The organism is Microbacterium sp. NPDC089186 (genome assembly GCF_040685115.1).
In the GTDB taxonomy this organism is placed as follows: Bacteria; Actinomycetota; Actinomycetes; order Actinomycetales; family Microbacteriaceae; genus Microbacterium; species Microbacterium galbum.
The window spans coordinates 864,467-876,622 of record NZ_JBFBHJ010000001.1 but is presented as its reverse complement, the minus strand read 5'-3'; the positions used below and the strand labels follow the sequence as shown (position 1 = coordinate 876,622).

8 protein-coding genes and 1 pseudogene are annotated in these 12,156 nt (G+C 68.3%); 4 read left to right on the top strand and 5 right to left on the bottom strand.

Going from position 1 to position 12,156, the window contains the following annotated elements; genetic code table 11:
- Positions 1–36: 36 nt before the first annotated feature.
- Positions 37–912 (top strand): NaeI family type II restriction endonuclease, encoded by an 876-nt coding sequence (locus AB0N82_RS04180; protein WP_363388479.1) that lies wholly within the window; start codon positions 37–39, stop codon positions 910–912.
- Here the strand turns inward: AB0N82_RS04180 and AB0N82_RS04175 are convergent.
- From AB0N82_RS04175 to AB0N82_RS04165, 3 genes and pseudogenes are all read right to left on the bottom strand, one after another.
- A complete protein-coding gene (locus tag AB0N82_RS04175; RefSeq protein WP_363388476.1) occupies positions 909–2,090 on the bottom strand; it encodes a DNA cytosine methyltransferase in 1,182 nt (393 codons plus the stop codon). The genes AB0N82_RS04180 and AB0N82_RS04175 overlap by 4 nt on opposite strands.
- 993 nt (positions 2,091–3,083) lie before the next feature.
- Positions 3,084–3,448: pseudogene (locus tag AB0N82_RS04170) on the bottom strand (DnaB-like helicase C-terminal domain-containing protein); the annotation flags it as partial.
- A gap of 113 nt (positions 3,449–3,561) precedes the next feature.
- A complete protein-coding gene (locus AB0N82_RS04165; protein ID WP_363388474.1) occupies positions 3,562–4,893 on the bottom strand; it encodes an aspartate aminotransferase family protein in 1,332 nt (443 codons plus the stop codon).
- Between the two features lie 137 nt (positions 4,894–5,030).
- On the opposite strand from AB0N82_RS04165, the gene AB0N82_RS04160 reads away from it, so the two are divergent.
- Positions 5,031–6,551, top strand: coding sequence for a PucR family transcriptional regulator ligand-binding domain-containing protein (locus AB0N82_RS04160; RefSeq protein ID WP_363388471.1), 1,521 nt, complete (start codon positions 5,031–5,033; stop codon positions 6,549–6,551).
- A gap of 112 nt (positions 6,552–6,663) precedes the next feature.
- On the opposite strand, the gene AB0N82_RS04155 is transcribed toward AB0N82_RS04160, so the two are convergent.
- On the bottom strand, positions 6,664–8,193 hold the full coding sequence (locus AB0N82_RS04155; protein WP_363388468.1) for a CoA-acylating methylmalonate-semialdehyde dehydrogenase: 1,530 nt from the start codon (positions 8,191–8,193) through the stop codon (positions 6,664–6,666).
- Positions 8,194–8,339: 146 nt separating this feature from the next.
- The gene (gene dnaB, locus AB0N82_RS04150) at positions 8,340–9,635 is read right to left on the bottom strand and encodes a replicative DNA helicase (protein ID WP_315994599.1); all 1,296 of its coding nucleotides are present in this window, start codon (positions 9,633–9,635) and stop codon (positions 8,340–8,342) included.
- A gap of 664 nt (positions 9,636–10,299) precedes the next feature.
- On the opposite strand from dnaB, the gene AB0N82_RS04145 reads away from it, so the two are divergent.
- Together AB0N82_RS04145 and AB0N82_RS04140 are read left to right on the top strand one after the other, a co-directional pair.
- A complete protein-coding gene (locus AB0N82_RS04145; RefSeq protein WP_363388465.1) occupies positions 10,300–11,400 on the top strand; it encodes a hypothetical protein in 1,101 nt (366 codons plus the stop codon).
- Positions 11,401–11,478: 78 nt separating this feature from the next.
- A partial coding sequence (locus tag AB0N82_RS04140) for a chaplin family protein (RefSeq protein ID WP_363388462.1) occupies positions 11,479–12,156 on the top strand: 678 nt, incomplete at its 3' end.

Below are 12,156 nucleotides of genomic sequence, written 5' to 3'. Positions count from 1 at the left end.
CGCGGGCGCACCTCCGCTCCCCACGTGGTCCATGGGGTGGACGACGATACTGAGCTCCAGAAGGTGTGGTCATGGCTTGTCGCCCGCCCGCTGCCCGTCCAGCTGACGCGAGCGGTCGACGATGCCGTGAAGTACGTCCTCGATGGAGCTCGGACGGGACGGTTCGACCTGCTGAGTCCTGAGGTCGATTCCGACGAGCGAGCCTCGGTGGGCACGAAGCTTCAGTACCGCGTGCTGAATGAGCTGGGTCTCTACAAAGAGCCCCCGCTAGACACCTTGATCCTCGGGATCCCGGTCGAGCTCAAGGCCACGATCCGGTCGAACTGGATGATCCCGACAGAGGGCCAATGTGAGATCAGCGTCCTCATCCAGGTGGATGTCGCGAGGCGACGTCACCGGGCGTTCCTGATGCGGGTCCACCGGGTGTGGCTGAACGACGGTGCCAACAAGGACGGAAAGCGTGGCGTCGCAGCGGATGCGCTCGCGCAGTTCTCACTTCTCCTGATCGATTGGACCTCGCTTCCCGCGGAGCCATTGATCCAGCTCACGGCAGCACAACTCGCTGTCGTCTTCGCGCCAAGAGTCGGTCAGACCTCTCGGCTGGCTTCGCTCTTCGGGTTCCTGCCAGACACGGTGATTCCTCGGTCCTCGATCGAAACGGTGTGTTTCGGAAACAAGGATCCGATGCGCCGGGCACGCCAGGCGAAGGATGCTGTTCTCGCCGCGTCGGGCCTGGAGGTGCTTGTCGGGACCTGGCTCACCGATCGGCTGCGGGCGAAGGAGCTCGGGTTCGATCTAGGTGATGATGCCTGGGTGGCCGTGAGTCCTGCAAAGGCTCACGACCGCGTCGACGTGACGCCTGCTCAGCTTGAGATCGAGTGGGACCCGCAAATACCTGGCGCGGGCAGTTAGGCGACGGCGAGGTCGAGGTCTTGTTCGTCCGCGATCCGTGCGGCGACTAGGTGCGGCTTGATCTGCTGTGCGATGGCTTGCGCCAGACCTGAGGGCACCGCGTTCCCGATCTGTCGTGCGATTTGGATCTTGGTGCCCACCCATCGATAGTCAGCCGGGAAATCCTGGATCAGCGATGCCTCGAAGTGGCTGATGACGCGGTCAACCGAGCGAACCGGGTCGCTGCGATGCTTGCCGTACTCCTCCACCCACTCGCCAGCCTCCCACTGCGGGTGCAGGTACTGCCCCTTCTCCGGCTTGAAGAACTCTGTCCGGATCGTCACCGATGGCATGTCCCAACGGAGCCGGCCCATGACGTCCGTGGTGCCGGTCGGCTTGTTGGCCCAGCAGTTAGGAAGCAGCGCATGCGGAAGGTCGAACCGTCCGCCGCCTGGTGGTATAAAGCTGTATCGGTCGAGGCTCTTGCTCGTCGGTGTGCGCCGGATGTGGAGGTCGAGCCCGCGGAAGACTCCAGGCATCGTCTCTCCGAAGAAAGCGGACCTGGTGTCCGGAAGCTCCGTCGTCAAAGGATGCGGAGGGATCGCGCCGATCACATCCCGCACCGTCCGCCAGGGCTTCAGGCCCGACCCCTCGGCGGGATCCTTCGTGTGAGTAGCGTTGGGTAGATCGATTCGACCGATCCGCGAGCCGATCACAATGGTCCGCTTGCGGCGCTGAGCGACGCCGTAGTCTGCAGCATTGAGCACTGCGTGCTGAAGTTCGTACTCGGCCAGAGCGCCATGATGGGCCTCCGCCAGCAGCATCGCGAACTCCGGCGACTTGGCAAAGCGATCGACGTTCTCGATGACGAAGACCTTGGGGCGCGAGTGCTTCACGAACCGCATGAACTCGCGCCAGAGCTGATTCCGAGGGTCGTTGATATCCTTCAGCCCGAGGTTCGAGAATCCCTGGCACGGTGGACCACCGATGATGATGTCGGCCTCAGGGATGGCCTCGTTGGGTACGCCTGCGATGTCGCCCGCGATCACATGCTCTTCGCCGAAGTTCGCCGCATATGTGGCCGCCGCAGCTCGATCCCACTCAACCGCCAGCACTGAACGGAACCCCTCGACCGCGAACCCGACTGTCATGCCTCCGCAACCGGCGAAAAGGTCAATCATGCGGAGGGATTTCGTCATAGACCGATGGTAAGTGCGACCACCGACGTCGGCGTCATACCCCGCCGTTACCCCTCGAGTCGTAGGTCGAGGCGGCGGCGGCACGCGACGGGAGCTCGCGCCTTCCCCCTCGGCAGCTCGGGAGCCGGCGCTAGCCCCTCCTCGTCCTCTAGCGTCAGGGCCCACCGCTCTCCAGCTATCTCCGAGCTGGCACGAGACCCTGCTCCGTGGACGCGGGCGACTCTGATGCTCATTCACTCGCCGCCGCCCAAACCGTCGACGCGGCTGCGTCGGAGGTCCGCCCTTGCGCATATAGGACGCCGCGACCGGATAGATTCACAAGACTGTACCGTCGCATGTATTTGGCCAGAACGCCACCTTCGATGAGGGTCCAAGCGACTGGCTCATCCGGGGAATCATGAGTCTCGGGGCCGATGTCCCGGAGTGGCTCAGAGAAATTCCAGAATGGTTGGCGGAGTCCGCGCACGCGTGGGCTGACGGACTTCTCACCGTTGTTGCGGCTCTCTGCGCCACATGCCTTGCGAAAGCTCAACGCAGCGCGGGTCTAGTCGTTGTAAGTGTCCTCGCTATGGCCGTGAGTGTTCAGTCCGGGTCCAACTTCGTGTCGGTGTTGTGGACGCTCCTATGGACGCTCATTCCAGTGGTCCTCGCCCTCGGGATCAGCGCGTACAGGCACGCTCTCCTGGGACGGAAACGGCTTCGCCGAGCCCAGGATTACTTGCCGAGAATCGTGCTCGAAGGATTTGCGCTCGCAGCTGCTCTCTTCGCCCTCGACGAGCCGCTGGGAGCGAGCGGTGTCATTCCCCGGGCCCCGAGCACACCCGCAGGTCGCAGCTCGGAATTCCAGCAGGTGCTTCGGGGTCACCACCGCTGACAGTCGCGAGATGCGAGACTGCGCAATGCTCACCTCCGCGCCTCAAAGAACGCCGCCCCGGGGTTCCACGGGACAGTGAAACCCGAGCTACATCCCGGCGCCATATCCGCGAATCGCGACTAGTGCCCCTGGAACGCCACCGTGATCGTGTCCGTCGGCCCGTTTCGGTGCTTCGCGACGATGAGGTCGGCCTCGCCGGCGCGCGGGGAGTCCTTCTCGTAGGCCGCCTCGCGGTGCAGCAGCACCACCATGTCGGCATCCTGCTCGATCGAGCCCGACTCACGCAGGTCGCTCAGCGCCGGCTTCTTGTCGGCGCGCTGCTCGGCGCCACGGTTCAGCTGCGACAGCGCATGACGGGAAAATGCAGCTCCTTCGCCATCAGCTTCAGCGCGCGCGAGAACTCACTGACCTCCTGCTGGCGCGACTCGACGCGCTTACCGCTCGTGAGCAGCTGCAGGTAGTCGATGACGACCATCTCGAGACCCTCACTCTGGGACTCATCGGGTTGCACCGGTGTGCCACGTCGGCGACTGCGCGCCCGAAGAATGACTGAAGGAGCCAACCGCGCGGAGGGCTCAGCCCAATGTCACTCCCACCTCACCCACACGCAACCTCCGCAAGCACCGCATCAATGACCTCGAGCCCCCGCCGCGCCTCGTCGTCACTCACCACGCACGGCGGCACCACGTGGATGCGGTTGTCGGCGATGAAGGGCAGCAGGCCGCGGCTCAGCAGGGCGGCTTTGATGGCGCCCATCGTCGCGGGCGTGACGGGGGTGCGGGCCTCGCGGTCGGAGACCAGCTCGATCGCCCAGAACACGCCGCTGCCGCGCACCTCTCCGACGATCTCGTGGCGCTCGGCGAGCTCGGCGAGACGCGGTCCGATGACCTCGGCGCCGATGCGCTTGGCGTTGTCGACGATGCCCTCCTCGCGCATCGCGCCGAGGGCGGCGACGATGCTCGCCGCGGCGAGCGGGTGACCCGAGTACGTCAGACCCCCGGGGAACACCGTGTCGTCGAAGTGGTGGGCGATGGCATCCGAGATGATCACGCCGCCCACCGGCACGTACCCGGAGTTGACGCCCTTGGCGAAGGTGATGAGGTCGGGCGTGACGTCGTGCGCGTGGAACGCGAACCACTCCCCCGTGCGGCCGAATCCGGCCATGACCTCGTCGAGGATCATGACGATGCCGTACCGGTCGCAGATCTCGCGCACGCCGGCGAGGTAGCCCTTCGGCGGCGTCATGATGCCCGCCGTGCCGGGCACGGTCTCGAGCAGGATCGCCGCGATCGTCGAGGCACCCTCGGCCTGGATGACGCGCTCGAGGTGGTGCAGCGCGCGGGCGCACTCCTCCTCTTCGGTGGTCGCCCAGAACTCCGAGCGGTAGAGGTAGGGGCCGAACACGTGCACGTGGCCGCGCGCGTACTCGTTCGGGATGCGGCGCCAGTCGCCCGTCGCGACGATCGCCGCTCCGGTGTTGCCGTGGTAGGAGCGGTAGCGCGAGATGACCTTGTCTCGACCGGTGACCAGGCGGGCCATGCGGATCGCGTTCTCGTTGGCATCCGCCCCGCCGTTCGTGAAGAAGACCTTCTCGAAGCCCTCGGGCGCGAGCTCGCAGATCATCTCCGCCGCGCGGGCGCGCGTCGCGTTGGCGTGCGCGGGGGCCACGGTGGTGAGCAGCTCGGCCTGCTCGCGGATCGCCGCGACGACCTTGGGGTGCTGATGACCGATGTTGACGTTCACGAGCTGGCTCGAGAAGTCGAGGTACTCGTTGCCCTCGGCGTCCCACACGACCGACCCGGACCCCGAGACGATCGGCATCGGCGCGAGCGCCCCCTGCGCCGACCACGAGTGGAAGACGCGGCTGCGGTCGGCCTGCGAGATGTCGGCGTTGCTGCGAGCGGTGAGGGAGTCGGCGACGAACGTCATGGGTCCTCCGGTGATCGGATGCGGCTGCCTCCATCATCACGACGGGAGTGCGAACATGGGATGCCGGTATGTCGTTCGCAGGACTGCTTCTTCGACCATCCGGCATCCCGAACCGCATCCCGAGAGGAAGGCCTCGCGTGCCCGCCGACCTGCGTTCCCTCATGGCCGAGCCGTCGTTCCGGCTGACGCCCCTGGCCGCCGTCGACGACGCCGCCCTCGACGCGCCCCTGCGGTGGGCGCACAACTCCGACCTCCCCGACCCCACCCCCTGGCTCGAACCCGGCGGCCTGCTGCTCACCGACGGCGCCCCGTTCCTCCCGCCGCACAATGCCCCGGTCGACGACTACGTCGAGCGCCTCGTCGCCCTCGGCGTGCGCGCCCTGGGCGTCTCGGTCGGCATCCTTCTCGAGCGGGTGCCGCCCGAGCTGGTCACCGCGTGCGATCGGCTCGGGATGCCGCTGATCGAGGTCTCGCGCCAGACGCCCTTCATGGGCCTGATCAAGGCCGTCTCCGACGCGACCGCGGCCGACGAGCGGGCACGCCTGGAACGCTCGCTGCTCGCGCAACGCCGGGTCGCGCGCGCCGCGCTCCGACCCGACGGGCTCAGCGCCATCCTGCGCGAACTCGAACGCGCCCTGGAGACCTGGGTCGCCCTTTTCGACGCCTCCGGTGCCCTCGTGCTCGTCCCCGAGACCACGGGGATCCCCGCCGCGCTCGACGAGCCGGTGCGCGAGGCGGTCGCCGCCGCCCTCGCCGGACGACGCGCCGCCGCGGCCCGCGTGAGCCTCGGCGGGGTGGGCGAGGTCACCCTGCAGACCCTCGGGCAGCACGGCACCCTCCGCGGCGTGCTGGCCGTCGGCATCTCGAACGGCCCCTTCGACCGCGCCCGACAAGACCTCGTCGACAGCGTCATCGCGCTCGCGAGCATCTCACTCGAGCAGAGCAGCACCCTCGACAGCGCGCGTCGACGCCTGCGCAGCGGCATCCTGGAGCTCCTCGCCGCCGGCGACACCGACGTCGCCGGCGACACGGTCAAGCACCTCTGGGGTCGGCTCCCTCCGGCCCCGCTCCGCGTCGCCCGGCTCGACGTGCGCGATTCGGAGCGGACCCTCGACTCCCACCCGCTGATTCCCGCCCTCGAGGTGCTCGCCGAGAAGCGGCCCGGAGCGCTCTTCTTCGCGCAGCAGGGCGACCACGTCGTCGCGGTGTACACCGACGGCGATGACGCGGGACTGTTCGCCGCCGCGGCCCCTCATCGCCCGACGGGAGGCGTGTCGTCGCGCGTGGGCTGGGACCAGATCGCCGCGGCGCTCGGCGAAGCACGGCGGGCGCAGGAGCGGGCGTCGGCCCGACAGCCCATCGTCTTCTTCGACGAGCTCGCCGGATCGGGCATCCTCGGCCATCTCGAGCAGACGCGCGCCCACGACGTCGCGCGCCGCATGCTGCTCCCCCTCGACGACGACCCCGAACTGCGGCGCATGCTGGAGGTCTGGCTCGAGCACAACGGCTCGTGGGGAACGGCGGCGGGGGCCCTCGGCATCCATCGCCACACCCTGCGGCACCGCGTCGACGGGGCGGCGCACCGCCTCGGTCTCGACCTCGACACCTTCGGGGGACGCTCCGAGCTCTGGAACGCCCTGCGCCTCACGGCGGAGTGACGGATGCCGCGGCCGTTCACTCGGACACCCTCGTGCGTGAGGGGTCAAGATCTGTCGCTCTGGCGCGTCCCAGGCGACGAATTCTGACCCCTCACACGGGAGGAGAGGGAGCTCAGCTGTTCTGCGGGAAGCCCAGGTTGATGCCGCCGTGGGTTGCCGGGTCGAGCCAGCGGCTCGTGACGGCCTTCTCGCGCGTGAAGAAGTCGAAGCCGTGCACGCCGTAGGCCTTCGCGTCGCCGAAGAGCGACTTCTTCCACCCGCCGAACGAGTGGTAGGCCACGGGGACGGGGATGGGCACGTTGATGCCGATCATGCCGACCTGCACTTCGTTCTGGAACCGCCGCGCGGCTCCCCCGTCGTTGGTGAAGATCGCGGTGCCGTTGCCGAACTCTCCACTGTTGATGAGCTCGAGACCCTCTTCGTACGACGAGACGCGCACGATCGAGAGGACGGGTCCGAAGATCTCCTCCGTGTAGGCGCGCGAGGTCGTGGGCATGCCGTCGATGAGGGTCGGTCCGAAGAAGAAGCCGTCCTCGTGCCCGTCGACGGTGAAGCCGCGGCCGTCGACGACGATCTTCGCCCCGTCGGCCTCGGCGATGTCGACGTACGACGACACCTTGTCGCGGTGCACGTCGGTGATGAGCGGACCCATGTCGGGCTCCGCGCCGTCGGTCCCGGCGCCGTTGCCGATGCGGAGCTTCGCGATGCGCTCACTGATCTTCGCGACGAGGTCGTCGGCGACGGGCTCGACCGCGAGCACGACGCTGATGGCCATGCAGCGCTCGCCCGCCGCGCCGTATCCGGCGTTGACGGCCGAGTCGGCCACGAGGTCGAGGTCGGCATCCGGGAGGACGAGCATGTGGTTCTTCGCGCCACCCAGCGCCTGCACGCGCTTGCCGTGCTTCGAGGCGGTCTCGTAGATGTACTGCGCGATGGGCGTCGAGCCCACGAACGAGATGGACTGCACGACGGGGCTGGTGAGCAGACCGTCGACGGCGAGCTTGTCGCCCTGCAGCACGGTGAAGGCGCCGTCGGGGAGACCGGCTTCCTTCCAGAGCTTCGCCATCCACAGCGCCGCGGACGGGTCCTTCTCGCTCGGCTTGAGCACGACCGCGTTGCCGGCGGCCAGCGCGATCGGCACGAACCACAGCGGCACCATCACCGGGAAGTTGAACGGGGAGATGACCCCGACCACGCCGAGCGGCTGCTTGAGGGAGTAGACGTCGACACCGGTGGAGGCGTTCTCGCTGTACGCGCCCTTGATGAGGTGCGGGAAACCGGTCGCGAGCTCGACGACCTCCTGGCCGCGCAGGATCTCGCCCATCGCGTCGGAGACGACCTTGCCGTGCTCGCTGGTGACGAGGCGGGCGAGCTCGGGTTTGCGGGCGTTCAGCAGCTCACGGAACGCGAACAGCACCGACTGCCGCTTCGCGATCGAGTACTGCGACCACTCGCGGAAGCCGCGCTCCGCCGAGGCGATGGCCTCGTCGATCTCGGCCTGGTCGGCCAGAGCGACCTCCGCTTGGACGGCGCCGGTGGCGGGGTTGTACACGGGCGCGGTGCGTCCCGAGGTCGAGGGGCGCTCCGCGCCATCGATCCAGTGCGAAACCACCGCGACGTCGACGAGCGACTCACTGACCATGCTGTTCTCCTCCGTTCGGCGCCGGCGGGCGCAAGGGAGACAGTACGTCGGCGTCGTGTGCGGGTGGTCTGCCGAGAGGTCGATTCCTCGTGGTGCGGATCGACAGATCGGCAGCAAGCCTGGCTACAATGACCCGTGGTGGGGTCTCACATCCCCGGCGCCATGTCGGCGAAGCGTGAGTAGTGACCCTGGAACGCCACCGTGATCGTGTCGGTCGGACCGTTACGGTGCTTCGCGACGATGAGGTCGGCCTCGCCGGCGCGCGGGGAGTCCTTCTCGTAGGCCGCCTCGCGGTGCAGCAGCACCACCATGTCGGCATCCTGCTCGATCGAGCCCGACTCGCGGAGGTCGGACAGGGCCGGCTTCTTGTCGGCGCGCTGCTCGGCACCACGGTTCAGCTGCGAGAGGGCGATGACGGGAACCTGCAGCTCCTTCGCCATCAGCTTCAGGGCACGCGAGAACTCACTGACCTCCTGCTGGCGCGACTCGACGCGCTTACCGCTCGTGAGCAGCTGCAGGTAGTCGATGACGACCATCTTCAGACCCTCGCGCTGCTTGAGGCGACGGCACTTCGCGCGGATCTCGACCAGCGTCATGTTCGGGCTGTCGTCGATGTAGAGGGGAGCATCGTTGATGCGGCCACGGGTGGCGGCGACGGTCGTCCAGTCGCGGGAGTCGAGGGTTCCCTTGCGCATGCTCTGCAGCGGGATGGCCCCCTCGGCGCTCAGCAGACGCATGGCGATCTCGCTGCGCCCCATCTCGAGCGAGAAGAAGATGCACGGGGCGTTCGACTTGATCGCGGCGGCGCGGGCGAAGTCGAGCGCGAGCGTCGACTTACCCATCGCGGGACGCGCGGCGAGCACGATCATCTGGCCGGGGTGCAGGCCGTTGGTGAGTTGGTCGAGTCCGGCGAAGCCGGTGGGGATGCCGGTCATCGACCCGTCGCGGCCGCGAGCGGCCTCGATCTCGTCGACCGCGGCATCCACCGCCACCGTCAGGGGGATGTAGTCCTCGGCGCTGTCGTCGCCTGAGACGTTGTAGATCTCGGCCTGCGCGCTGTTCACGAGCTCGACCGGGTCGCCCTCGCCGGCGTAACCCATCTGCACGATGCGCGTGCCGGCCTCGACGAGGCGGCGCAGCATGGCGCGCTCCGAGACGATCGAGGCGTAGTAGCCGGCGTTGGCCGCCGTGGGCACGATCGAGGTGAGCGTGTGGAGGTAGTCCGCACCCCCCGCGCGCTGCAGCTCGCCGGTCTTGATGAGCTCGTCGGTCACGGCGACGACGTCGGTGGGCTCGCCGTGCGAATAGAGCGTGAGGATGGCCTCGAAGATCAGCTCGTGCTTCGGCACGTAGAAGTCGGGGCCGCGGAGGGTCTCGATCACATCGGCGACGGCGTCTTTCGACAGCAGCATGCCGCCCAGTGCGCTCTGCTCGGCCAGCATGTCGTGCGGCGGCGTGCGCTCGGGACGCGGTGCTTTTCCGAGACGGTCTTCGGCGATGTCGGCGATGGCCACGTGCTCTCCTTCTGTGCTCGGACGCCCCGTCACCGCCCCACGCGCGCGCGTGAGGGGGATCGGAAACACTGCGGGTGGGACGACCTCGTCAGCATGGAATCAGGGAGTTCCGACATCGACGCGCGCGGCTGGTGAGCGGGATGCCCGACGGGCTGGACCCACGCTAGATACCACGGTCCCCACATGCAAACAGGCCTGTGGATAACTCTGTGGAGAGTTTGCGGGAAACGCCGCCACGTCTGTGCACAACTACTGTGGAGAACTCGGTGGATGGATGCCAATTTGGAGCCGAAAACTAACGTTGATCTGGACAATCTCTGTCCACAGGTTTCCTGCGTAAAACCTGCGTGAACTTCGCCTTGAAGGTTCTGCGCTAGGGACTCCACATGTGCACAACTCGGGGGATAACTCGCCGGAGCACTACCGATCCGAGCCCCCCGCTGTCAAATCTTTTTTTCCATCCGGCGTGTCGCCCGTCACCGCGCGGCAACCCTCCGACTACTGGGATTTCACCCGACCTCTTTCGGAGCCGCGACCGCAGGCGTACCGTGGCCCGCGCAGAATCGCCGACGATTCTCTTGGGGGTGCATCGATGGATGCCATGGCGAAGCGAGGGGTGTCGCACACGCTGCGACTGCTCCTCCTCGGCGCCTGCGCGGCATTCGCCCTCGCGTTCCTCTCGCTCGCCCTGTCGGTGTCGTCGGCTTCCGCCGATGACGGCAGCGGATCAGGACTCCTCGGAGGCATCGCCTCGACGGTCGATGACGCGACCGACACGGTCGAGAAGGTCGCCCAGCCGATCACCGACGTCGTCGAACCGGTCACCGATCACGTCGCCGACACTGCGGCATCCGTCACCGACACCGTCTCAGAGGCTCTGCCCGAGCCCGTGGCGGCCCCGGTCGCCGAGATCACCGACACGGTGACCGACACCGTCACCGACACGGCCGGCTCCGTCGCCGACACCGTGGACGACGTGACCGGAGGGGCCCTCGACACGGTCGACACCGTCGTCGCCGACACGACGCAGGGCGTCTCCGACGTCATCGACTCCGGCGTCGTCGGCACGATCGTCGAGCCGATCGTCGACACCGTCGAATCGCTCCCGGTGGTCGGACCCGTCGTGGGCGACACGGGCCTCGGCGAGGTCGTCACCGACGTCGGAGACGCCGTCGACGGGACGGTCCCCGTCATCGTGGGCGAGCTACCCTCGGTCGACCCCGTCGTCCCGGTCGTCCCCGCGCCGTCGTTCCCGGTCGAGCCGGTCGACCTCGGCGGAGACGTCGCTCCCCCGGCCGCGACTCCCGCCGCCGACACCGCGCCCCCGACGCCGGTGAGCGCATCGGCCACGGCTTCCCCGGCCGCCCCCGCCGGTGCGCTCACCGCGCAGGCGCGCGAGACCGCCGCGTTCTTCACCGCGGCCGCGCACTCCGCACCGTCGGCGCAGGCCGCCGCGGCTCCGGCATCCCCCGCGACTCCCGCCGACGCACCCGCGCCTCCCGGCGCAGACGTCGTCTCGGGTGTTCCGGCCTCGTCATCGGCATCCGGGAGCACTCCGACGGCCGCCACACCCTTCGCAACGCCCGCCGACGCCGTACTCGGCGCCGGGCTGCTGCTGCTCGCTCTCCACCGCGGCGTCGACGACGACCTGCCGGGGAGCCCCGTCTTCGCCACCGACGTCTCTCCTGACTGAGGACGGTCGCGCCGCGCCCCGCACGGCAGACGACCCCGCGCGTTCGCGCACCCTCATTCACACACAGGAGAAACTCTCATGCGCAAGTTCTACTCGCGTGCCCTGCTGGGCGCGCTCGTCGGGGGCGGCTTGGCCGTCCTCGGATGCGGCATCGCCAATGCCGCGGAGACCTCGGGGGCAGACGGTCTGCTCGCGGGCGACCAGGCGGCGATCTCGGTCGACCTGCCCGTCACCGTCGGCGGCAACGCCGTCTCGCTCATCGGAGACAGCCACAGCGAGGATGCCGACACCTCGGCCCCCGCGCCGGATGCCGCCCCGGTGGCCACCACCGACGGCAGCGACGGAGTGGCCTCGGGAAACCAGGGCATCATCTCGATCGACGTGCCCGTCACCGTCGGCGGCAACGCCGTCTCGGTGATCGGAGACAGCCACAGCGAGGATGCCGACACCTCGACGCCCGCGCCCGAGGCGGCGCCGGAGCCCGCTCCGGAGGCCGCTCCCGAGCTGCACACCATGCCGGTGTACGTCGAGGAGACGCCGGGGGCGACCACGGACGGCACCGACAGCGTCGCGGGCGGCAACCAGGTCGTCGCGCCGGTCGAGGTTCCGGTCACCATTGGCGGCAACGCCGTCTCCGTGATCGGCGACAGCCACACCGAAGACGCCACCACCACCGGCGGCACCACCAGCGGCTCGATCGGCGACGTCGAAACCGACGGCACCGACAGCGTCCTCGGCGGCAACCAGGCGATCATC

What these genes read in the sequence shown, in the direction of transcription:
- AB0N82_RS04175 (WP_363388476.1), bottom strand. Translation starts at nt 2,090, where the DNA reads ATGACGAAATCCCTCCGCATGATTGACCTTTTCGCCGGTTGCGGAGGC.
- AB0N82_RS04165 (WP_363388474.1), bottom strand. Translation starts at nt 4,893, where the DNA reads ATGACGTTCGTCGCCGACTCCCTCACCGCTCGCAGCAACGCCGACATC.
- AB0N82_RS04155 (WP_363388468.1), bottom strand. Translation starts at nt 8,193, where the DNA reads ATGGTCAGTGAGTCGCTCGTCGACGTCGCGGTGGTTTCGCACTGGATC.
- dnaB (WP_315994599.1), bottom strand. Translation starts at nt 9,635, where the DNA reads ATGCTGGCCGAGCAGAGCGCACTGGGCGGCATGCTGCTGTCGAAAGAC.
- AB0N82_RS04145 (WP_363388465.1), top strand. Translation starts at nt 10,300, where the DNA reads ATGGATGCCATGGCGAAGCGAGGGGTGTCGCACACGCTGCGACTGCTC.